The sequence below is a fragment of the Pseudomonas sp. DF11 genome, assembly GCF_058148565.1.
The window spans coordinates 77,197-99,123 of record NZ_JBYVYN010000010.1; the positions used below are offsets into that span (position 1 = coordinate 77,197).

The 21,927-nt window shown below is 60.9% G+C and carries 25 protein-coding genes; 15 read left to right on the forward strand and 10 right to left on the reverse strand.

The window, feature by feature from the left end; genetic code table 11:
* Positions 1-12: 12 nt before the first annotated feature.
* The gene (locus tag AC30D9_RS24845) at positions 13-723 is read left to right on the forward strand and encodes a CTP synthase C-terminal region-related (seleno)protein (RefSeq protein ID WP_490145070.1); all 711 of its coding nucleotides are present in this window, start codon (positions 13-15) and stop codon (positions 721-723) included.
* A 275-nt stretch (positions 724-998) separates the two neighbouring features.
* Here the strand turns inward: AC30D9_RS24845 and AC30D9_RS24850 are convergent, their stop codons facing one another.
* A complete protein-coding gene (locus tag AC30D9_RS24850; protein WP_163857086.1) occupies positions 999-1,325 on the reverse strand; it encodes a DUF2025 family protein in 327 nt (108 codons plus the stop codon).
* 245 nt (positions 1,326-1,570) lie between these two features.
* Between AC30D9_RS24850 and AC30D9_RS24855 the strand changes: the two genes are divergently transcribed.
* The gene (locus AC30D9_RS24855) at positions 1,571-2,698 is read left to right on the forward strand and encodes a glycerophosphodiester phosphodiesterase (protein ID WP_490145071.1); all 1,128 of its coding nucleotides are present in this window, start codon (positions 1,571-1,573) and stop codon (positions 2,696-2,698) included.
* A 150-nt stretch (positions 2,699-2,848) separates the two neighbouring features.
* Complete coding sequence (locus AC30D9_RS24860; RefSeq protein WP_134925497.1) at positions 2,849-3,154, forward strand: PepSY domain-containing protein; 306 nt, start codon at positions 2,849-2,851, stop codon at positions 3,152-3,154.
* A gap of 79 nt (positions 3,155-3,233) precedes the next feature.
* Here AC30D9_RS24860 and AC30D9_RS24865 read toward each other — a convergent pair whose 3' ends face one another.
* The gene (locus tag AC30D9_RS24865) at positions 3,234-4,859 is read right to left on the reverse strand and encodes a methyl-accepting chemotaxis protein (RefSeq protein WP_307575453.1); all 1,626 of its coding nucleotides are present in this window, start codon (positions 4,857-4,859) and stop codon (positions 3,234-3,236) included.
* 261 nt (positions 4,860-5,120) lie between these two features.
* On the opposite strand from AC30D9_RS24865, the gene AC30D9_RS24870 reads away from it, so the two are divergent.
* The 4 genes from AC30D9_RS24870 to AC30D9_RS24885 all read left to right on the forward strand — a co-directional run bounded on the left by AC30D9_RS24870 (position 5,121) and on the right by AC30D9_RS24885 (position 8,002).
* Positions 5,121-6,143, forward strand: a complete 1,023-nt coding sequence (locus AC30D9_RS24870; RefSeq protein WP_307575455.1) for a transporter — start codon at positions 5,121-5,123, stop codon at positions 6,141-6,143.
* A gap of 142 nt (positions 6,144-6,285) precedes the next feature.
* A complete protein-coding gene (locus AC30D9_RS24875) occupies positions 6,286-6,429 on the forward strand; it encodes a hypothetical protein (protein WP_014339834.1) in 144 nt (47 codons plus the stop codon).
* Between the two features lie 37 nt (positions 6,430-6,466).
* On the forward strand, positions 6,467-6,700 hold the full coding sequence (locus tag AC30D9_RS24880) for a hypothetical protein (protein WP_307575457.1): 234 nt from the start codon (positions 6,467-6,469) through the stop codon (positions 6,698-6,700).
* Between the two features lie 102 nt (positions 6,701-6,802).
* Complete coding sequence (locus AC30D9_RS24885) at positions 6,803-8,002, forward strand: MFS transporter (RefSeq protein WP_134925501.1); 1,200 nt, start codon at positions 6,803-6,805, stop codon at positions 8,000-8,002.
* On the opposite strand, the gene arfB is transcribed toward AC30D9_RS24885, so the two are convergent.
* From arfB to AC30D9_RS24900, 3 genes are all read right to left on the reverse strand, one after another.
* Entirely contained in the window at positions 7,999-8,412 is a 414-nt protein-coding gene (gene arfB, locus AC30D9_RS24890) for an alternative ribosome rescue aminoacyl-tRNA hydrolase ArfB (RefSeq protein ID WP_025215135.1), read from the reverse strand. The two genes, AC30D9_RS24885 and arfB, sit on opposite strands and share 4 nt — an antisense overlap.
* A 268-nt stretch (positions 8,413-8,680) precedes the next feature.
* Entirely contained in the window at positions 8,681-10,099 is a 1,419-nt protein-coding gene (locus tag AC30D9_RS24895; protein WP_490145072.1) for an amino acid permease, read from the reverse strand.
* A 702-nt stretch (positions 10,100-10,801) separates the two neighbouring features.
* Positions 10,802-11,023: a hypothetical protein gene (locus tag AC30D9_RS24900; protein WP_307575460.1), complete on the reverse strand. Its 222-nt coding sequence runs from the start codon at positions 11,021-11,023 to the stop codon at positions 10,802-10,804.
* Positions 11,024-11,037: 14 nt separating this feature from the next.
* Here AC30D9_RS24900 and AC30D9_RS24905 point away from each other — a divergent pair, with 14 nt between their 5' ends.
* Together AC30D9_RS24905 and AC30D9_RS24910 are read left to right on the forward strand one after the other, a co-directional pair.
* Complete coding sequence (locus tag AC30D9_RS24905) at positions 11,038-11,175, forward strand: hypothetical protein (RefSeq protein WP_003178782.1); 138 nt, start codon at positions 11,038-11,040, stop codon at positions 11,173-11,175.
* Between the two features lie 92 nt (positions 11,176-11,267).
* Positions 11,268-12,233 (forward strand): M29 family metallopeptidase, encoded by a 966-nt coding sequence (locus tag AC30D9_RS24910; RefSeq protein ID WP_134925503.1) that lies wholly within the window; start codon positions 11,268-11,270, stop codon positions 12,231-12,233.
* A gap of 225 nt (positions 12,234-12,458) precedes the next feature.
* On the opposite strand, the gene rluB is transcribed toward AC30D9_RS24910, so the two are convergent.
* The 5 genes from rluB to AC30D9_RS24935 all read right to left on the reverse strand — a co-directional run bounded on the left by rluB (position 12,459) and on the right by AC30D9_RS24935 (position 17,396).
* On the reverse strand, positions 12,459-13,694 hold the full coding sequence (gene rluB, locus AC30D9_RS24915; protein WP_134925504.1) for a 23S rRNA pseudouridine(2605) synthase RluB: 1,236 nt from the start codon (positions 13,692-13,694) through the stop codon (positions 12,459-12,461).
* A 357-nt stretch (positions 13,695-14,051) separates the two neighbouring features.
* Positions 14,052-15,047, reverse strand: a complete 996-nt coding sequence (gene scpB, locus AC30D9_RS24920) for an SMC-Scp complex subunit ScpB (RefSeq protein ID WP_490145073.1) — start codon at positions 15,045-15,047, stop codon at positions 14,052-14,054.
* 11 nt (positions 15,048-15,058) lie between these two features.
* Positions 15,059-15,889: a segregation and condensation protein A gene (locus tag AC30D9_RS24925; protein ID WP_134925506.1), complete on the reverse strand. Its 831-nt coding sequence runs from the start codon at positions 15,887-15,889 to the stop codon at positions 15,059-15,061.
* A complete protein-coding gene (locus tag AC30D9_RS24930) occupies positions 15,890-16,519 on the reverse strand; it encodes an L-threonylcarbamoyladenylate synthase (protein ID WP_053124883.1) in 630 nt (209 codons plus the stop codon).
* A gap of 13 nt (positions 16,520-16,532) precedes the next feature.
* Entirely contained in the window at positions 16,533-17,396 is an 864-nt protein-coding gene (locus tag AC30D9_RS24935) for a PHP domain-containing protein (RefSeq protein WP_109753880.1), read from the reverse strand.
* Between the two features lie 87 nt (positions 17,397-17,483).
* On the opposite strand from AC30D9_RS24935, the gene AC30D9_RS24940 reads away from it, so the two are divergent.
* The 6 genes from AC30D9_RS24940 to AC30D9_RS24965 all read left to right on the forward strand — a co-directional run bounded on the left by AC30D9_RS24940 (position 17,484) and on the right by AC30D9_RS24965 (position 21,715).
* Positions 17,484-18,080, forward strand: a complete 597-nt coding sequence (locus tag AC30D9_RS24940) for a septation protein A (protein WP_134925507.1) — start codon at positions 17,484-17,486, stop codon at positions 18,078-18,080.
* Between the two features lies 1 nt (position 18,081).
* Positions 18,082-18,381 carry a YciI family protein gene (locus tag AC30D9_RS24945; RefSeq protein WP_490145074.1) on the forward strand — a complete coding sequence of 100 codons (300 nt, stop codon included), beginning with the start codon at positions 18,082-18,084 and terminating at the stop codon, positions 18,379-18,381.
* A 105-nt stretch (positions 18,382-18,486) separates the two neighbouring features.
* Positions 18,487-18,897 carry an SH3 domain-containing protein gene (locus AC30D9_RS24950; RefSeq protein WP_109753877.1) on the forward strand — a complete coding sequence of 137 codons (411 nt, stop codon included), beginning with the start codon at positions 18,487-18,489 and terminating at the stop codon, positions 18,895-18,897.
* A gap of 7 nt (positions 18,898-18,904) precedes the next feature.
* Positions 18,905-19,582 carry a response regulator transcription factor gene (locus AC30D9_RS24955; RefSeq protein WP_003178772.1) on the forward strand — a complete coding sequence of 226 codons (678 nt, stop codon included), beginning with the start codon at positions 18,905-18,907 and terminating at the stop codon, positions 19,580-19,582.
* Positions 19,583-19,870: 288 nt separating this feature from the next.
* Complete coding sequence (locus tag AC30D9_RS24960) at positions 19,871-20,308, forward strand: Spy/CpxP family protein refolding chaperone (protein ID WP_134925509.1); 438 nt, start codon at positions 19,871-19,873, stop codon at positions 20,306-20,308.
* Between the two features lie 66 nt (positions 20,309-20,374).
* Positions 20,375-21,715: a sensor histidine kinase gene (locus AC30D9_RS24965; RefSeq protein WP_490145075.1), complete on the forward strand. Its 1,341-nt coding sequence runs from the start codon at positions 20,375-20,377 to the stop codon at positions 21,713-21,715.
* Positions 21,716-21,927 lie beyond the last annotated feature (212 nt).

The window sequence follows — 21,927 nt, forward strand, 5'->3', positions numbered from 1 at the left end:
GGCGAACATCCCATGGATAACCAGCGTTCTTTACACATCGCTCTGGTCGGCGACTATGACCCACAGATAACGGCCCATCGGGCGATCCCCCGCGCCCTTGAGCTCATCGCCAGGCAAACCGGGCAAGACATTCGCAGCCAATGGTTGGCAACCGACGCCATCGCCGCCGACAACATCCTGGTTGGCTTCGATGGCGTCTGGTGCGTGCCCGGCAGTCCTTACCGAGGTGAAGATGGCGCCTTGCAAGCGATTCGTTTTGCTCGGGAACAGCGTCGCCCTTTCCTCGGCACCTGCGGTGGCTTTCAGCATGCCGTACTGGAATACGCCCGTAACGTGATGGGCTGGGCCGATGCCGCCCATGGCGAAACCGCTCCCGAGGCTGAGCGGGCCCTGTTGACGCCGCTGAGCTGTGCCTTGGTGGAAATCATCGATAGCCTTCAGCTCGAAGCGGGTTCCCTGATCGCCAGGGCCTATGGTCGCCAGACGGTTTTCGAGGGCTATCACTGCCGCTTCGGGGTCAATCCGGATTTTGAAAAAGACTTGCTGAACCAGCGCCTGCACGCCGTGGCCCGGGATTCGGCTGGCGACCTGCGGGCGGTAGAGCTGCGCGATCATCCATTCTTTGTCGCGACGCTATTCCAACCTGAACGTGCTGCGCTGGAGGGTCGTGTGCCGCCGTTGGTTGCTGCGTTTGTGGAGGTCTGCGCGAGGACAAGGCCATGAGCGCAGCTCGCATTGATGTTGACTGTGACGCCGCCATCGCGAGCAAGCTCGGCTCCCACATGGATATGAGGTGGACGCAGATCCTGCGTCCCCCCGATCCCTTGTGGGAGCGGGCTTGCTCGCGATAGCGGTGGGTCAGTTTGCCACCGATCCCTGTGGGAGCTGAGCTTGCTCGCGATAGCGGTGGGTCAGTTTGGATCAATACTGAATGTGCCGCCGCCATCGCGGGCAAGCCTTGCTCCCACAGGGGCTCTTGCTCAACTCACGGTCGGGGTTCAGCCTTCCACCAACTGCCGCACCGCCACGATTTCCGGCAGGTCGCTGCGGGCCATGTACACCCGTAAAGGTTCGGTGAGATTGATGCGGTCGTCGATGTGCTGGTCCAGCAACAACTGGATGCGCTCGCGCTTGAGGGCCATGGTGCCGTCTGCCACCTCAGCCCAGACAAACTCGCTGGCGGGAATGATGCCGTCGTCGGCCACGTCCATGCCAAAGGCGTCTTCGCTGAAACGTACGATGTAGTGGCCGGTCTTGCGGTTCAGACCGACAAACCCCTTGAGCTGGTCGGCGGCCTGGCAGATGAATGTCGAAGTGGTGCGCATGGTAAACCTCATGGATGCGTCCCTCGGGACGTCTGATCGATGGTTTACACGCAGGGCAAGTGAACGATGGTTTCGGGTTTCCCTCTGCCGGGGAAACTGGTGCTGCCAAGGGTACTGCAAAGCATCCTGGAAATGCGTGGGAAAATTCTGCTTTGCACACGTTTATGTCGGTATGGCGATAGCGCCGACAGCGTTCAGTTGCTAAAAGATAGGTTTTTGCACACACCCACGAAAGGATTTCGAGCATGCCTGTCACTTTTACCCGCAGCGCCTTGGTGCTGAGCCTGTTGCTCGGCTTCGGCCAGACACAAGCCTCCGAGGCCTCGTCACCCAAGGCGCTGGCAGCCCTCCAGGGCATTCCGCACCCGGCGGTCATCGCCCACCGTGGCGCTTCGTTCGACGCGCCGGAATCCACCGCCGCGGCCTACAAACTGGCCCGAGACCTGGGCGCCGACTATCTGGAACTGGACCTGCAACGCAGCAAGGACGGTGTGTTGTTCGTCCTGCATGACGACAGCCTGCTGCGCACCACGGATGTCGCGACCAAGTTTCCCGAGCGCAAGGACAGCGCCGCCAACCAGTTCACCATGGCGGAACTCAAGACCCTCGACGCCGGCAGCTGGTTCAACACCGCCTACCCGGACCGTGCCCGCCCTTCATTCGCCGGCCTGAAAATCCTCACCCTGGATGAAGTGATCGACATCGCCGAAGGCAACCCGCTGCACAAACCAGGGCTGTACATCGAGACCAAGGAGCCGAAGCTGTTTCCCGGTATCGAACGCGATCTGAAGGACAAATTGCAGGACCGCGGCTGGCTGAGCCCGGCCGGCTCAAAACTGGCCAAGCGCGCCACCGGAGTGGGCCAGGGCAAGGGCAAAGTGATCTTGCAGACCTTCGAAAAGAGCAGCCTCGAGTTGCTGCACAAAGAGATGCCGAAAGTGCCGAAGATCCTGCTGCTATGGGTCGGCGAAGGCAACATCGAGCCCAAGTCCAAGGTGTCTTTTGCCGAGTCCGGCGAAACCGACAAGGCAGTTTATTACGCCAAGCAGGAACCCAAGGACAAGGCTGAATTCGAAAAATGGGTACAGTCCGCCAAAGCCCTGGGCGCCATCGGCACCGGACCGTCCGCGGCGTTGACCCACGGTGGCAGCCAGAGTTATTCGGATCTGGTGCAACCGTGGATGAACCAGTACACCCATGACCAGGGCCTGTTGGTGCATGTCTATACCGTGGATGAAGCGGTGGACTTCAAGAAAGTCATGGATGCCGGCGTCGATGGCATCTTCACCAACCGCGCCAGTGAACTGCTCAATTACTTCAAGCGCCCCGAGACTGGCAGCGTCGCGCAACTGTTGGAAAAGAACGGCTACTGAACTCGAACACGCCTATGGGGGAGGACTTTGCCCCATAGGCCCCGTTCGGCACTTCAGAAGTTTTTTCGAATTAAGGGTGAATTAAGTTGCCACAGATAATCTGGCCCCACTTAAACGACTCACCCCTTAATGACACCAAGGAAAGAACTTATGAAAACTTTGACTGCCCTGTTCACCGCTGCCACCCTGACCCTCACCGCTGGCTTGGCCCAGGCCGATGTGCGCATCGACCAGATCCCAGAACTGGTCAAGGAAGGCAAGATCAAGCCCCTCGAATCGATGAACAAAGAAGCCCTGAAGTTGCACCCGGGCGCGACCATCACCGACACCGACCTGGACAACCACTTCAACGGTTATGAATATGAAGTCGAATTGAAAACCGCCGATGGCAAAGAGTTCGATGTTGATTTCGATGCCACGACCGGCAAAGTCCTGAGTAACAAGCAAGACACTTGATCGGTCAGCAAAAAAGAGCCGCACAACCTTAGGGTTGCGCGGCTCTTTTGCGTTTATCGATAACTAACGCGAACTACCGTCAGGCACTCAACCGCGCCGTCACTTCATTCAACTGCCCCGACAAGCCGTGCAAATCCCGACTGGCAGCTTCGGTACGCTGCACATTGTCCAGGTTAGTGCTGGCAATGCAGGTGATTTCAGTCAGGTTGCGCGAAATGTCTTCGGCCACGGAGGTCTGCTCTTCGGCTGCGGTGGCGATCTGGCGGTTCATGTCGCGAATCGCTTCGACAGCTTGGGTAATGCGTTCGAGCATCGCACCGGCCTGGGTCACTTGCTCCACACTTTCTTCGCTGCGCGATTGCCCACTCTCAATGGCGTGGGCCGCGTCCACCGCACCCGTTTGTACTGTCTGGATGATCTGGTTGATCTCGATGATCGACGAGGCCGTACGCTGGGCCAGGCTGCGTACCTCATCGGCGACCACCGCGAAACCGCGCCCCGCCTCCCCGGCCCGCGCCGCTTCGATGGCTGCGTTGAGGGCCAGCAGATTGGTCTGCTCGGCGATCCCGCGGATCACCTCCAGCACCTTGCCGATGCGCCCGCTGTCGGTTTCCAACTGACGGATGACCGTGGCCGTGTTGGCGATCTCACCGCGCATTTGGGTAATAGTGCGAATGGTCCCTTGCATGACCTGCTCGCCCTGTTGCGCCGATTGATCAGCGTCATCGGCCGCTCGCGCCGCGTCGGCGGCATGGCGGGCCACTTCCTGGGCCGTGGCGGACATCTCGTTCATCGCCGTCGCCACCTGATCGGTGCGTTCGAATTGCTCGCTGGTGCCCTGGCTCATCAGGCTGGCGATGGCATTGAGCTCACCGCTGGCACTGTCCAGTTCCGAGGCACTGCGTTGCAGGCGGGTAAAGGTTTCGGCCAGGAAATCACGCAGTGTGTTGGCCGCTACCGCCAGATTGCCCAGTTCGTCCTGACGGTTGCTCGTCACACGCTCGGCGAAACGCCCGTGACTGAGCCGGGTCACGTATTCGATCAGGTTACGGATCGGCTGCACCAGGTTGCGGTTGACCAGCCACAGGCTGAACAAGCCGATCAGCACGCCCGACACCAGCATGACCACGGTGCCGAGCATAATCGTGCGATCGGCACCGGCACTGATCAGCATCGATTGCTCGGAGCCCAGCTTGCGCAGCTCCACCACCAGCGCACTCATTTGCTCACTGGCCGCACGGTCCACACCCTTGACCGCCGCATCGCCCGCCGCCGCATCGCCACCGGAGGCGACAAAGGCATCACGGCCCTTTTGGTAGGCCGCGCCCAATTGACGATGCTCATCGCGCAGGGCCTCGATACGCGTCTTGATTGGCGCTGGTACACCTTCACGCCCGCTCAATTCGCCAAGGATGCCCTGGACATCACGCTGGCGCTCCTCGAACTGCTTCCAGTATTTATCCAGGTCAGCCGGCTGCTTGCCGCGCAACAGGACGTTTTTCCATTCCTGCACCTGCACCTTGAATTGCAGGTTGGCCTCGTCGATCAACTGCGAGGCACGCAACGGACCATCGATCAGGCTGCGATAGTTCTGGACACCGTTGGAAAGGAAGTGAAAGGACGCCAGGGCGATCAGCAACATCGCCAAAAGGCTGCCGCTCAACAGGGCAAGGATCTGGGCTCTGAGGGATTTTTGTAAAAACATGGGGAGCAATCTCTAAGGAGCGAAAAGAACAGGAACGATGTCCCGACCTCCATGTCCGCAACACACCGCGTCGCAACCCGAATACGGGGGATATGTACAAGCCATCGGCCTGCCTGGGGCACTCTTGAGCCTTGGCGACCACCGGTAGGCCAGTTGGGCGGCGCCCATGGAATCGTCACAAAACCTTCAAGAAAGCTTGCGATGATGCCCTACAAGTGACCTGTGGCCGCTGCGACAGGCACTTCCCGCCAGCGAGACTTCATGAACCACAGCATCGACCAAAGCCATCGCGATCCGGACCTGTTCGGCCTGCTTTACGGGTTTCGTTTCCGGCCTGGCGAGCGTGGCCGGGAGATCGATTCGGCCCAGGCCCTGCAAAGCCTGCAACAGCCACAAGACGCCGATGAGTTCCTCTGGCTGCACCTGAACCTGGCTCATGCCGCGTGCGAGCGTTGGATGAAAAATCACCTGGCCCTGCCTCAGGAGTTTTTCGAAGCCTTGCACGAAGGTTCGCGCTCGACCCGCATCGAGCATGTCGACTCGGCGTTGCTGGCCGTGGTGAACGATGTCGTGTTCAACCTCAGCAACATGGTGTCCTCGGATATCTCCACATTGTGGGTTTGCGTGCACAGTCGATTGATCGTCAGCGCGCGCTTGCAGCCCCTGCATTCGGTCGACAAGCTGCGCTCGTCGGTCAAGGCCGGAGAGCGCTTTCGATCCCCCGTGGAATTACTCGTGCACTTGCTGCGCGACCAAGGCGAAGTGCTGACCCAGATCGTGCGCAAGACCAGCCTCAGCGTCGATCAGGTCGAAGATCAGTTGCTGTCCTCGCGACTGTCCACCAACCGCGCCGAGCTGGGCAGCAACCGCCGGGTACTGGTGCGCCTGCAACGCTTGCTGGCCCTGGAGCCGGGTTCGTTGCTGCGCCTGCTCAACCGCCCGCCACAATGGTTGCAGAAAGAAGACGTCAAGGAACTGCGCAAATCCACCGAAGAATTCGCCCTGATCATCAACGACCTCACCGCGTTGAGCGAACGGATCAAGCTGTTGCAGGAAGAAATCGCCGCCAACCTCAACGAACAAAGCAACCGCACCCTGTTCACCCTGACAGTGGTCACAGTGTTGGCGTTGCCCATCAATATCATTGCCGGTTTCTTTGGCATGAACGTCGGTGGCGTGCCACTTGCGGGCGATCCCGAAGGCTTCTGGATCCTGGTGGCGCTGGTGGCGACCTTCACGTTGATTGCTGGCCGCTGGGCCTTTCGCAAGCGCCGCGACTATTGAACATGACCTGTCCAGACAACCCCTTTTGTCGGCACAACGGGATTTAAAAGTCTTTTTGTCATTTCTCCTGGGGTATCCTGCCCAGGCTTTTTAAAAGCGCGGATCTACCAGATCTATCAACAGACTTTGCGAGGAGCGCGATATGCACGAGATCCCTAATCTCCCCTTCCCAAGCCTGCACGACACTGAGCAGACGACCACGCTACAAGCCGGGGGGCAAACAGACGCCCAGCAACCCGAACCCAAAGAAGCCACTGAACGCCGCCAGGCTGACAGCGAAGACTGATTGACCCGCACCACCAGACCGTGTGGAAAGCGCTAATATGCGCTTTCCACACTGCCTGAATCCCGAGCCCCGCACCATGACCGATGACACCCCGACTTTCAGCGAAGCCCAGGCCAGCGTCCTGATCGGCACCGCCGAGAAAATGGTCGAGATCTGGACACGCCTTTCCCCCGAGAAACAAGCTGCCCTGCTGGCCCGTTTCGGCACCGAAGAAAATGCCCTCGCCGCACTGGTCACCACGCACCTGGTCGCCGGAAAAAACGACCGCTGAGCAACCACTGGGCAAATAGTTATACTTTTCCACGCCCAGCCACCACGCTCGCCGTTATCATAAGCAGCCTATCTATCCTGCTGCTCCGTGGACCTTTTCCTCATGTCAGATTCCCAGCGCCCCCTGGCGGTCACGCTGCAAGTCGTCTCCATCGTTCTGTTCACATTCATTGGCTACCTGAACATCGGCATTCCCCTGGCCGTGCTGCCTGGGTATGTCCACGGCGAGCTGGGTTTCGGCGCGGTGATCGCCGGGCTGGTGATCAGCGTGCAATACCTGGCCACCCTGCTCAGCCGTCCTTATGCAGGAAAGATCATCGACAACCTGGGGAGCAAGCGTGCGGTCATGTTCGGCCTCGCCGGCTGCGGACTGAGCGGTGTGTTCATGCTGGTGTCTGCCTGGACGCCCCATCTGCCAGTGTTCAGCCTGATCAGCCTGTTGATCGGTCGCCTGGTGCTGGGCAGCGCGGAAAGCCTGGTGGGCTCCGGTTCGATTGGCTGGGGCATCGGCCGGGTTGGCGCGGCCAATACCGCCAAGGTGATTTCCTGGAACGGCATCGCCAGCTACGGCGCGCTGGCGATTGGTGCACCGCTGGGGGTATGGCTGGTCAATCGCCTGGGGCTGTGGAGCATGGGCGTCAGCATTATCCTGCTGGGTTTGTTGGGGTTGGCACTGGCCTGGCGCAAGACCGCTGCGCCCATCGTCGCTGGCGAGCGCCTGCCATTCATGCACGTGCTGGGACGCGTCCTGCCCCACGGCTGTGGCCTGGCCCTGGGCTCCATCGGGTTTGGCACCATCGCCACGTTCATCACCCTGTATTACGCAACGCAGCATTGGGACAACGCGGTGCTGTGCCTGAGCCTGTTCGGCGCCAGCTTCATCGGCGCGCGCTTGCTCTTTGGCAACCTGATCAACCGCCTGGGCGGCTTTCGCGTGGCGATTGCCTGCCTGTCGGTGGAAACCCTGGGACTGTTGCTGCTGTGGCTCGCACCCGATGCCCATTGGGCCTTGGCGGGTGCGGCGTTGAGCGGCTTCGGTTTTTCCCTGGTGTTTCCGGCGCTGGGCGTGGAAGCGGTCAACCTGGTGCCCGCCTCCAGCCGTGGTGCGGCGGTGGGCGCATATTCGCTGTTCATCGACTTGTCGTTGGGGATCACCGGTCCACTGGCCGGTGCGATTGCCGCAGGCTTCGGCTTTGCCTCGATCTTTCTGTTCGCCGCCCTGGCGGCCCTGGGCGGATTGGCACTGAGTGTCTACCTGTACCGGCAGGCGCCTCGGTACCGTGAAGCACGGGAGAAAAACTAGAAGTCCACCTTGCCGCGCCCGGCCTTGATCGAACCGCGCTTGGTCTTGGATTCCAGGCGACGCTTTTTCGAACCCAGGGTTGGCTTGGTCGGGCGGCGTTTCTTTTCGACCTTGGTGGCGCTGAGGATCAGTTCGACCAGGCGCTCCAGGGCATCGGCCCGGTTCTGTTCCTGGGTGCGATATTGCTGGGCCTTGATGATCAGCACACCGTCGCTGGTAATGCGGCTGTCGCGCAGGGCCAGCAGCCGCTCCTTGTAGAACTCGGGCAAGGACGAGGCTGGAATATCGAAGCGCAAGTGCACGGCGCTGGACACCTTGTTGACGTTCTGCCCCCCGGCCCCCTGGGCACGGATGGCCGTCAGCTCGATCTCGGCGTCGGGGATGTGCACGGTGTTGGAAATCGCCAGCATGGAAAACGTCCGGGTTCAGGCCCCACAGGATACCGCGAATCCCCCAGCCAACAATCAACCTTGCTCGCGATAGCGGCGGCACAGTCAATACAGATGTCGCCTGTGATGGCCTCTTCGCGAGCCAGCCCGCTCCCACAAGATCCGACGGTGAACACACATTCTGTGACCACTGAAGATCCTGTGTGGGAGCGGGCTGGCTCGCGAAGAGGCCGGCACATCCGGCATAGGTTTCACCTGCGAGAGCACCATCGCGAGCAGGGTTTCGTGCTTACTTGGCAGCCGCTGCCACGGCCATTTCATACCGGGCACTGCGCTTGTTCTTGATGACGTAGCAGCCCCACATGAACACCACCCACACTGGAATCGCATAGACCGAAATCTGGATGCCGGGGATCAGCAACATCACGCCGAGGATGAACACCACGAACGCCAGGCAAATGAAGTTGCCGTACGGATACCACAGCGCCTTGAACAGCGGTGTCTGGCGGGTCTGGTTCATGTGCTGACGGAACTTGAAGTGCGAGTAGCTGATCATCGCCCAGTTGATCACCAGGGTCGCGACCACCAGCGACATCAGCAGCTCCAGCGCATGCTGCGGGATCAGGTAGTTCAGCAACACCGCCACCAGCGTCACGGCCGCCGAGGCGAGGATCGAACGCACTGGCACGCCGCGCTTGTCGATCTTGGCCAAGGCCTTGGGCGCATCGCCCTGCTCGGCCATGCCCAGCAACATGCGGCTGTTGCAATAGGTGCCGCTGTTGTACACCGACAGCGCGGCGGTCAGCACGACGAAGTTGAGAATGTGCGCGGCGGTGTTGCTGCCCAGCATCGAGAACACCTGCACGAACGGGCTGCCGCTGTAGGCATCGCCGGAAGCGTTGAGGGTGGTCAACAGGCTGTCCCAAGGGGTCAGGGACAGCAGCACCACGAGTGCACCGATGTAGAAAATCAGGATCCGGTAGATCACCTGGTTGATGGCCTTGGGGATCACGGTTTTCGGCTTGTCGGCCTCGGCGGCGGTGAAACCGAGCATTTCCAGGCCACCGAAGGAGAACATGATGATCGCCATGGCCATCACCAATCCGCTTACGCCGTTGGGGAAGAATCCACCGTGGGACCACAGGTTGGTCACCGACGCTTGCGGGCCGCCATGGCCGCTGACCAGCAGGTAGCTGCCCAGGGCAATCATGCCGACAATCGCCACGACCTTGATGATCGCGAACCAGAATTCGGCTTCGCCAAAGACTTTGACGTTGGCCAGGTTGATCGCGTTGATCAGGATGAAAAACGCCGCTGCCGAAGCCCAGGTCGGAATGTCCGGCGCCCAGTAGTGGATGTACTTGCCAACCGCGGTCAGCTCGGACATGCCCACCAGAATGTAGAGAATCCAGCAGTTCCAACCCGACAGGAACCCGGCGAAACCGCCCCAATACTTGTGGGCAAAGTGGCTGAACGAGCCGGCCACCGGCTCTTCGACGATCATTTCGCCCAACTGGCGCATGATCATGAAGGCGATGAAGCCGCAGATGGCGTAGCCAAGGATCATCGACGGGCCGGCTGATTTCAGCACCCCCGCCGAGCCGAGGAACAGGCCGGTGCCGATCGCGCCACCGAGGGCGATCAGTTGAATGTGGCGATTTTTCAGGCCGCGTTTCAGCTCGCCCGAATGCGAGTTTTGTCCACTCATGAAAAGGGTCTCACGCAAGGTTTGATGATGTTCGTTAGACGTTGCCGCTCGAATCGGATCTCAAGCAGCGCCGATCAAACCCCAGCGCAGGCACCAGGAATTCAGCGTTTTTACAACGGTCATGCGTCACCTGTTTGTTTTTATCTGTGACGAAATCGAACCCGACACGCTTGTGGCGTGGCGGAGTGAACAAGGCGGATAACCTTGAAAGTGCGTGGGTACGCGAAGGGTCACAGTAAAACGCGGCGCATTGTACACCGCTGACCCCCTGCTGCCAGACACCACCGGATCAGCGTGTCGTTTGCCGGGATTGCATGGGTCCACCTCGAACGTGCCGGGTGGCTGCAAAAAAGTGTCCAGGCCCTTGCGGACCCTTGAAGGGTGTAGCGCGAAAAACGCCACCACGGGAGAAATGCACTTGAGCTGCGGCGTTCATTGCGCCTCCTTCTTGTTATTCACCTGCACGACAGGCATGGAGCGCATCTCACCCTGCCCATCGCCTGGAAACAAGCGGGCCAGAGCCTTGGAAAAACCACCTGGGCAAGGCATGCGGAAGTTTTTTCTTACGATCCGGGAATGCACCGTTTCGGGCCGTCTCGACGGGCATTTTTCGTCAGCATTTCTTTACAATCCGTAACGCAAACTTTCCATGAAGGAAATTTCCGTAGGCTGACTGCAAATTGACGGTAGGTAGCTACCTATTTAAAAAAACCACCCAGGCGGCTGTTTTTGAATGAGTAATGCTGTCGCTGAAAATGGAACAAAAAGTTCAAACGAAAAAAATAAAAATATTTTTTTGCAATCCAAAAAACCCTCGACTAGGTTTTCAGCGACTTGCCAAGGCATCGTGCCGACAAGTTCTGCGGTGTCGTGCCGGCCTGTTTCCACTCGCCGAATCGAGCCGCTAATTTCCGTAAAAGTCATCTAGGAGATTCACTATGCAAGCACTGGACAAAGACTTGGAAACCGAACTGCAACTGGACGAATGGTTTGAGGCCCCTACCCATGAGGCCGCCGTTGAAATGATGCAAGCCGACGCCGTCGTTCCGTTCGGCACGGCGATGTGGCCTCTGTAGGCATCGCCCGGCGGAGGCGATCCGGCCGGTCGACTCCGCCACTTTCGCCGGTTGTCAGGGAAGTTAAATGAACTTGTCAGGGAAGGATAAGCATGGATACACAACGAGCCATCTCACATTTCCTTTACTACCTCGAACACCATCCCGCACTGGCCGGCATCCAGCCCGCCAAGGTGCTGCTCGGCCATACCGCTGAGTACGAAGCGCTGACCGGCGCCATCGCCGAACAGGCTGGCAGCGGTTCGCCCTTCCGGTTCAGTGCCATGCGCCTGGACCTTGAATCCACGGAACGCCTGTCCAAGGCCATTGCCGACAGCGATCTGTATATTTTCTTCTACGACTCCTCCACCCTGCCCAACCCTCGTCCCGACGGCCCGGACTTTGTCCGCGCACTGCAAGGCGTGATGGCCGACAACTGGAGGAAATCGCTGCTGTTCAAAGATTACGGTGACTATTTCTACGACACTTTCAGCGTGATTCCCCAGCGCATCGCAGGGCTCAACAGTCACCTGATCCGGCGCATGTCCCAAGCGACGACCCTGAGCTTCCAGGATGACCACGGTTCGTATTTCGACACAGCCCTGGGTAGCGTGAAGAAATGGACCGACATCAACGGCGTCGGCAACTACGACCTGGCCCCCGGCGAAATCGCCACCCACAGCGACACCATCAATGGCCGGGTGAAATTTGTCGGCACATTCCTGAGCACCATCCCGTTCGCACGCAAATATGGCGTGCTGCAATCGCCGCTGGAGCTGTGGATCGAAGACTCCACTATCCAGAAAATCGCCACCGATGTTCCGGGTTTGGAGCACGACTTCAACAAGTACCTGGACGCCAATCCATCCAACCGTCGTATTGAGGAACTGGGAATCGGCACCAACGAAGGGGTCAAGAGCCTGTATGCCCGTAATGCCGGTTTCGAGGAGCGCCATTGCGGCTTGCACCTGGGCCTAGGTGGCGGGGCCAAGGGTAGCCATCACCTGGATCTGATTTTCGAGGCTGGCGTGTTGGCCCTGGATGATAAGCCGATGTTTGATGGGCGGTTTGTGTTGTAGGCTGAGTTTAATGGTGGTGCTACTGACGCCATCGCGAGCAGGCTCGCTCCCACAGTTGATCCTCAGTGAATGGGGATACGAGCTCGGCGCCGTCTCATTGTGGGAGCGAGCCTGCTCGCGATGGCGGACTTATTAATACCGCATCACTAAAAGTCAGGTAAAAAAACGGCAACCCAATGGTTGCCGTTTTTTCTTGCAGCGTGCAGCTAGAAACTCACCTCTGCCTCACTCCGGCTTGCGACGCCCAAACCCCGGACGTTGCCCCGAACCCGCCGGTGCCCCACGGCGCTTGCCCGATGGCGCGTCGCGGTCGGCCAGGACGATGCCCGGGCGCTTTTTCGGCGCAGGCTTGGCCGGGCGCTTGGTGTCGGCCGGGCGATCGGCCACTGGCGTACCACGACCAGCAGGAGCACCGCGGCCTTCGCCGCGCTCAGTCCGACCGTTGGCCGGGCGGGGCGTGCGCGGGGCGCGTTCGCCGTCCTGACGTGGCGCCGGCTTGCGGGCCGGGCGTTCACCTTCGATCTGCGGCTCGCGGGAAGGACGTGGGCCGGTCGGAGCACCTTCGGCAGCCGGACGCAGGGTACGCACGCGCTCGGTCTTGCCCATCGGGCGCGAAGACTTACGCTGCATCCGCTCCAGCTTATCCTTGCTCTTGGCGGTCATCTGCGGCATCGCCACCGGCTTGAGGCCCACTTCGGCGGCCAGGATGTCGACTTCGTACTGGCTCATTTCACGCCAGCGGCCCATCGGCAGGTCGGAGTTGAGGAACACCGGGCCGAAGCGCACACGCTTGAGGCGGCTGACCACCAACCCCTGGGATTCCCACAGGCGACGCACTTCACGGTTACGGCCTTCCATCACCACGCAGTGGTACCAGTGGTTGAAGCCTTCGCCGCCCGGTGCCTGCTTGATGTCGGTGAAACGCGCCGGGCCGTCTTCCAGCACAACGCCGGCCTTCAGGCGCTCGATCATCTCGTCGTCGACTTCGCCACGCACACGCACGGCGTATTCGCGGTCCATCTCGTAGGACGGGTGCATCAGGCGGTTGGCCAGCTCACCGTCGGTGGTGAACATCAGCAGACCGGTGGTGTTGATGTCCAGGCGACCGATGTTGATCCAGCGGCCCTCTTTCGGACGCGGCATCTTGTCGAACACGGTCGGACGGCCTTCCGGGTCGTCACGGGTGCAGATCTCGCCGTCGGGCTTGTTGTACATGATCACGCGGCGTACCGTTTCGGCGGCCTCTTCGCGCTTGATCACCTTGCCATCGATGGTGATGGCGTCATGCATGTCGACACGCAGGCCCAAGGTGGCATCTTTGCCGTTGACCTTGATCCGGCCCTGGGTGATCCAGGCTTCCACGTCGCGGCGCGAGCCGACGCCGATCCGGGCGAGTACTTTTTGCAGCTTCTCGCCTGCTGGGCCGATTTCCTGGCTGTCGTTCTGGTCTTGGTCTTTCATTCTGGGCACCTCCCGGTGTGGTCGGGTCAGGCGCGGGGCCTGACACTTTGAAAACGGGTCTTCGACGAAGGGATCGCCAAAGGGTCGCGAATCATACGCTTGTTGAGGCAATTGCGCATCAGAGACTAGCTGATCGACCAGCGCCTGGCGTTTTTTCCGCCGACCGGCCAGCTCGCACACAGTGGACCTGCGGCGGTCACAGGAACCTCGCACACCTCAATTCCCTGTGGGAGCGGGCTTGCTCGCGAAGAGGGCGTGTCAGCTTAATCGATGCTGGCTGACCCACCGCCTTCGCGAGCAAGCCCGCTCCCACACAGAGGTTGTGGTGTATCAGCAATATAGGCGGCACAAGTCGGGTCAGTCATCGAACTGGCGCCGTTCGTTTTCGATCGCTTCAGCCAGGGCCCGAGCTTCGGCCTCTTCGTCGCTCAGTTCGGGTTCCGGCGGCTGGAGGGCGGCGACAGCGGCGAGCAGTTTTTCCCGAGCTTCGGCGACGCCGAGGATGTCTTCTTCCGGTTCCGCTTCTGGCTCTGGCTCTGGCTCTGGCTCTGGCTCTGGCTCTGGCTCTGGCTCTGGCGCAGGTTCCACCTCGCTGTCGGGCTCCGCCAGTTCATCCGACTCACTCTCAAGGCCAGGCCCCTCACGCAGCAGGTCGTCGAAATCGGTCTTGAGCCCCTCTTCCATGGTGTCCAACTCCAGCAACAACGAGTGGAAACTGGTCTCTTCCTTGGGTTCCTCCGGCTCGACGCTGGCGTCGGCCAGGTCCTGCAAGCCCTGGGGTACCGGGGCGTCGTCGAACTCCAGCATTGGTTCGAGTTCCAGTTCCCGCAGTTCGGCCAGCGGCGGCAAGTCGTCCAGGTTCTTCAGGTTGAAGTGATCGAGAAAGGCCTTGGTGGTGGCGAACATCGCCGGTTTGCCCGGCACATCACGATAGCCGACGACGCGGATCCACTCGCGCTCAAGCAGCGTCTTGACGATATGACTGTTGACCGCCACACCCCGCACATCTTCGATCTCGCCCCGAGTGATCGGCTGGCGATAGGCAATCAATGCCATGGTTTCGAGCATGGCGCGGGAATAACGCTGCGGCCGCTCTTCCCACAGGCGCCCGACCCAGGGCGCGAACTTCTCGCGGATCTGCAGGCGATAACCGGACGCCACTTCCTTGAGCTCGAAAGCCCGCCCCTCGCAGGATTTACCCAGGAGTGCCAGGGCTTTCTTGAACACGGCCGGATCAGGCCGCTCGCCTTCTTCGAAGAGTTCGAACAGCTTTTCCATCGATTGCGGCTTTCCCGAGGCCAACAGGAAGGCTTCAAGCAAGGGGGCCAGCTCGCGGGGTTCAGTCAGATTCATTGATTTGCTCGTTATTCGGCTCGTGCCCGCACGTGGATCGCTGCGAACGGCTCATTCTGCACCAGCTCGACCAAGGATTCCTTGACCAATTCCAGGATCGCCATAAACGTCACCACCACCCCCAAGCGCCCTTCCTCGACGGTAAACAGCTCGACGAACGGCACGAAGCCGCCACCCTTGAGCCGCTCCAGCACATCGCTCATGCGCTCGCGGGTGGACAGCGCTTCGCGGCTGACCTGGTGACTTTCAAACATATCGCCCCGGCGCAGGACCTCAGCCATGGACATCAGCAACTCTTCCAGGCTCACATCCGGAAGCAACTTGCGCGCCCGCGCCTCGGGTGCATCGAGCTTGGGCACCACCACATCGCGCCCAACCCGGTTCAAACCATCAAGGCCTTCGGCGGCGACCTTGAAGCGTTCGTACTCCTGCAAGCGACGGATCAGCTCGGCGCGCGGGTCATCTTCTTCCGCTTCGACCTCGGCCGAACGCGGCAGCAACATCCGCGACTTGATCTCGGCGAGCATGGCCGCCATCACCAGGTACTCGGCCGCCAGTTCCAGGCGCACCGACTGCATCAACTCGACGTAGCCCATGTACTGACGGGTGATTTCCGCCACAGGGATGTCGAGGATGTTGATGTTCTGTTTGCGGATCAGGTACAGCAGCAGGTCGAGCGGGCCCTCGAAGGCTTCGAGGAACACTTCCAGCGCATCCGGCGGAATGTACAGGTCCAGGGGCATTTCCATGACCGCCTGGCCGTAGACCATGGCGAACGGCAGTTCCTGCTGCGCGCCGGCCTGGCTGTCTGCACTGTCCACGACGGTTTCCACGGCGGACATTCAGGCCTCGACCATGAACGGCGTCGGATCGCCACAACCGACGCGCACCACCTGGGGCTCGCCATCGGCCAGGTTGATCACCGTGGACGCCGACATGCCGCCGAAACCGCCGTCGATGATCAGGTCCACCTGATGCTCGAGTATCTGGCGCATCTCATAGGGATCGGTCAACGGCTCGGTCTCACCGGGCATGATCAACGTCACGCTCATCAGCGGCTCGCCCAGCTCCGCCAGCAGCGCCAGGGCGATGGGATGGCTCGGCACCCGCAGGCCGATGGTGCGTTTTTTCGGGTGCAGCAACAGCCGCGGGACTTCCCGGGTGGCGTTGAGAATGAAGGTATACGGCCCTGGCAAATGGGCCTTGAGCAGGCGGAAGGTGCCGGTGTCGATCTTGGCGAACAGGCCCAACTGCGACAGGTCGCTGCAGATCAGCGCGAAGTTGTGCTTGTCATCCAGTTGACGCAGGCGTCTTACTCGCTCCACGGCATTCTTGTCACCGATCTGGCAACCAATGGCGTAGGACGAGTCAGTGGGATAGACCACCACGCCCCCACCACGAATGATTTCCACAGCCTGTTTGATCAGGCGCGCTTGCGGGTTTTCCGGATGAATCTGGAAAAATTGACTCACGTGTTCTACCTGTTCAGACGGCGGCGGTAACGGGATCATGTTTGAATCTACACCATAGTGGTGGCAGATCTTCCGGCAACGGGCGGTATTCGCCTATCTCGGACCAGCCCCCAGGGCCATGGAAATCACTGCCGGCGGTGACCAGCAGACCGAATTCACGGGCCAGGATCGCCAGGCTGCCGACCTGCTCGGCAGGCTGATGGCCGTTGACCACCTCGATGGCATGGCCTCCTGCTTGAATATAGTCGGCGACCAGGCGACGGCGCTTGCTGCGGGTGAAATCATAGTGCCAAGGATGTGCCAGGCTGACCCAGGCGCCAGCGGCCCGCAGGGTCTCGACGGTTTCTTCCAGTGTCGGCCAGTGCTGCTTGACGTCACCCAGCTTGCCGGCCCCCAACCATTTGCGGAACGCTTCGGCGCGGTCCTTGACGAAGCCTTCGCGCACCATCCAGTCGGCAAAGTGTGGCCGGGCCGGTGCGTTGCCACTGTCGCCCAGTTCCTGCTGGATCTGCCGGGCGCCGTCCAGCGCACCGGGCATGCCCTTGAGGGCCAGCTTGCGACTGATCTCCTCGGAACGCAGCCAGCGCCCGTCGCGCAGTTGTGCGATGGCCTGGACCAACGCTGGCGCATTCACATCGAAACCATAGCCCAGCACATGGATGGTCGCCCCACCCCAAGTGCAGGACAGCTCGACCCCATTGACCAGCTGCATGCCCAGCGCCGTGGCGGCGCCGCGGGCCTCGTCGAGGCCTTCGAGGGTATCGTGATCGGTCAGGGCCAGGACTCGCACGCCGTGCTCGAACGCCCGCGCCACCAGAACCGCAGGCGCCAGGGCGCCATCGGAGGCCGTGCTATGGCAGTGCAAATCAACATTCACGAGAGTTTGTTACCTCAAATCAGCTGGCCCTATCGCGGCCAAGGATGTTTGTTATTATGCCGCCACATCCTGCTTCTGGCTGCCACTGTGAAACAATTCATCGACTTCATCCCGCTCCTGCTGTTTTTCATCGTCTACAAACTTGATCCACGAGCCGTCGACTTCGCCGGTCATTCCTTGACTGTAGGCGGTATTTACAGCGCCACAGCGGTGCTGATCATCAGCTCCCTGGTGGTCTACGGTGCATTGTTCGTATCCCAGCGCAAACTGGAGAAGAGCCAGTGGCTGACCCTGATCGCCTGCCTTGTCTTCGGCAGCCTGACCCTGGCCTTCCACAGCGAAACCTTCCTCAAATGGAAAGCTCCGGTGGTCAACTGGCTGTTCGCCCTGGCCTTTATCGGCAGCCACTTCGTCGGTGACCGCCTGCTGATCAAGCGCATCATGGGCCATGCCGTGAACCTGCCGGACCTGATCTGGACCCGGCTGAACATCGCCTGGATCGCTTTTTTCCTGTTCTGCGGCGCTGCCAACCTGTTCGTTGCGTTCACGTTCCAGGACTACTGGGTCGACTTCAAGGTCTTCGGTAGCTTGGGCATGACCCTGTTGTTCCTGATTGGCCAGGGTATCTACCTGTCCCGTCACCTGCATGATGCCGACCCCACCACGCCAAAAACCGAGGACTGACATGCTCTACGCAATCATTGCTACCGACGTCGCCAACTCCCTGGAAAAACGCCAGGCCGCTCGTCCCGCGCACTTGGAGCGCCTGCAAAAACTCCAGGCCGAAGGCCGCGTCGTGCTGGCCGGCCCGCACCCGGCGGTGGACAGCAATGACCCGGGCGCCGCAGGTTTCAGTGGCAGCCTGATGGTGCTCGAGTTCGACTCCCTGGTTGCGGCACAAGCCTGGGCCGAGGCCGACCCGTTCGTCGCGGCCGGCGTCTACGCCAATGTCGTGGTCAAGCCATTCAAGCAATCCATGCCGTAATCCCCCGGCGCGATGAGCCTTCGCGGCTCATTGCGCTCAATTGCTCATTTTTCTCGTTTGCCTGCCGACAACCTGTCTAATCTCGATTGGAATTCAGGAGTTGCAATGCGCAAAGGTCCGTTGTGCCTGTTATTGGTCACATTGGCGGTCGGGGCACCCGCCCATGGCGAGGAGAGCACCGATGCCAATCATTCGACCCCCTTGTCCCTGAGCGCCGGCGGCCAGATCGCCGAACTGCAGCAACGCTTGAAAGACAGCGAACGCCAGCGCGAAGAACTGAGCAAGCAATTGCAAAGCGCCGACAGCGAACGCGAGAGCGCATTGCTGGCCCGGCTGCGCCAGGAGAACCAGCGCCTGAAGCTGCAACTCAAGGAAGCCCAGGCCAGCCCCCTGCCTCGCCTGTTGACCGATCAACAGCAATGGTTTGTCATCGGCGCCGGGGTAGCGCTATTGGCCCTGCTCTGCGGTATCTTTGCCAGCGGTGGACGTAGACAACGTCGGCAATGGCTAAATTGAGTGAGTCATGAGCGAGCTGTTACTGATAGACGATGACCAGGAGCTGTGCGAGCTCCTCGTAAGTTGGTTGAGCCAGGAAGGTTTTCAGGTCCGTGCCTGCCACGACGGCCAGAGTGCCCGCAAGGCCCTGGCCGAAACCGCCCCGGCGGCGGTGGTATTGGATGTGATGCTGCCCGACGGCAGCGGCCTGGAACTGCTCAAGCAGCTACGCAACGATCACCCGGAGCTGCCGGTGCTGATGCTCTCGGCCCGTGGTGAACCACTGGACCGCATCCTTGGCCTCGAATTGGGGGCCGACGATTACCTGGCCAAACCCTGCGACCCACGGGAACTGACCGCCCGCCTGCGCGCCGTGTTGCGCCGCAGTCACCCGGCGGCGGTGTCCAGCCAGATCGAACTGGGTGACCTGACCTTCAGCCCGGTGCGTGGCGTGGTCAGCATCGATGAACAGGAACAGACCCTCACCGTGTCCGAAAGCCGCCTGCTCGAAGCGTTGCTCAAGCAGCCGGGCGAGCCCCTGGACAAGCAGGAACTGGCGCAGATCGCCCTGGGCCGCAAGCTGACCCTGTACGACCGCAGCCTCGACATGCACGTGAGCAACCTGCGCAAGAAAATCGGCCCCCACCCCGACGGCCGCCCGCGCATCGTGGCCCTGCGTAGCCGTGGTTATTACTACAGCCTCTAGGACACCACCGATCCCTGTGGCGAGGGGATTTATCCCCGCTGGGGTGCGAAGCGCCCCCCAAACTATCCCTACCACTGCGGTGTGTCAGATGAAACCGAGGGGGCCGCTACGCGCCCCAGCGGGGATAAATCCGCTCGCCACAATTCTGTGTTTCGCTCACACGGTTTTGTCAGCGCCACACCAAACCGTCTTTACCCAAGCTTTACCCACCCCTGACCGCCGCTGACCTTGATCTCCGTAATCTGCACACATCCGGAACTGACCGGGAATGAGACAAGGAGATACCCCATGCGCAAGACCCTTATCGCTCTGATGTTCGCTGCCGCCCTGCCCACCGTCGCCATGGCCATGCCTGGAGACGCCGGCCCGATGGGTCCGATGGATGGCCCGCGTCACGGCGGCATGATGCACGACAAAGGTCCGTTCAGCGAACTGAACCTGAGCCGTGAACAACGCCAGCAGATCCGCCAGATCATGGGCGAACAGCGCCATGAACGCCGCGAGCTGGTAGAGAAATACCTGGCCAAACTGTCACCAGCCGACCAGAAAGCCATGCAAGACGAAATGGAAGCCCGGCACCAGAAAGTCGACGCCCAGATCCGCAGCTTGCTCAAGCCTGAACAGCAAAAAGCGTTCGATGCGATCCAGAAGAAGCAAGCCGAGCGTCGCGCCGAGTGGGCCGAGTTCAAGGCCTGGAAAGCGCAACAGCCGCAAAAAGCGCAATAATGCGCTGAAGCTCCCCAGCCCAACGGCAGATCGCCGTTGGGCTTTCTTTGTTTTCGAGGATTGACCGTGCGTTCATTGTTCTGGCGCATCCTGGCCAGTTTCTGGCTGGCCATCGCCCTGGTTGCGGGACTTTCGATCCTGATGGGCCACATGCTGAACCAGGACGCCTGGATCCTCAGCCGCCACCCGGGCCTCAATACCCTGCCCGAAGAGTGGACCCAAACCTACGAAAGCCAGGGCGAGGACGCGGCACAGGACATCCTGCAACAGCGCAAGCGCCAGTATCACATCGACGTTCAGGTGTTCAACGAAAGCGGCGACCCGGTAGTACGCGGCACCTTCCCCCATCGCGCCGAGGCCTTCGAAGCTCGACAGAATGGCAACGATCGACGCCTGCCCTGGCGGCGGCTGACCGACGAATTCACCAGCGCCAAAACCGGCGACACTTACCTATTCATCTACCGCATTCCCCATCCCGAACTGGACGCCTGGCATCGCGGCAGCCTGCTCTGGCCCCTCAGTGCACTGGGGATCGCGCTGGTGGTGCTGACCCTGTTCAGTCTGCTGGTGACCCTCTCCATCACCCGCCCGCTGAACCGCCTGCGCGGCGCGGTGCATGACCTGGGCCAGGCCGCCTATCAGCAGAACAGCCTCGCCAAGCTGGCCAACCGGCGGGACGAGTTCGGCGTATTGGCCACTGACTTCAACCGCATGGGCGCGCGCCTGCAAAGCTTGATCGCCAGCCAGCGACAACTGCTGCGCGACGTGTCCCACGAATTGCGCTCGCCCCTGGCCCGGCTGCGTATTGCCCTGGCATTGGCTGAACGGGCCAGCCCCGAGGAGCGCGAAAAACTCTGGCCGCGCCTGACCCGCGAATGCGATCGCCTGGAAGCGCTGATCAGCGAAATCCTGGTATTGGCCCGGGTCGATGCCGACAACGCCAGCGCCGAAGAGGTGGAACTCAACGGCTTGCTGGTCACCCTGCAAAAAGATGCGCAACTGGCGTCACCGGAACAAACCGTGCACCTCGAAACCGAGGCAGACCTGACCCTCAAGGGCTGGCCGACCATGATCGAGCGAGCGGTGGACAACCTGCTGCGCAACGCCCAGCGCTTCAATCCCGCCGGGCAACCCATCGAGATGCGCGCGCTGCGCCAGGGCGAACGGATCCTGATCAGCGTGCGCGACCACGGCCCTGGCGTGGAGGCCGAGCACCTGGGGCAATTGGGCGAACCGTTCTTCCGCGCCCCCGGCCAGACCGCCGCCGGCCATGGCCTGGGCCTGGCGATTGCACGCCGTGCCGCCGAACGTCACGGTGGCGCGTTGGTGCTGGCCAATCACCCTGGGGGCGGATTCATCGCGAGCCTGGAACTGCCGTTGGTGCCGGGGGCGGTGGTCCAGCCGTAACACTAAAAATGCACCCAACACTAACCTGTGGCGAGGGGATTTATCCCCGCTGGGCTGCGCAGCAGCCCCAAATTGCCAACAGGTGCTCAGACAGAACGCAGGGGCCGCTTCGCGCCCCAACGGGGGTGAATCCCCTCGCCACAATGAATAAAACCAAACGATAATTCCTCTTATTCAAACAGCCCCGCCCTGTTAGACTTTGCGCCCTCGTT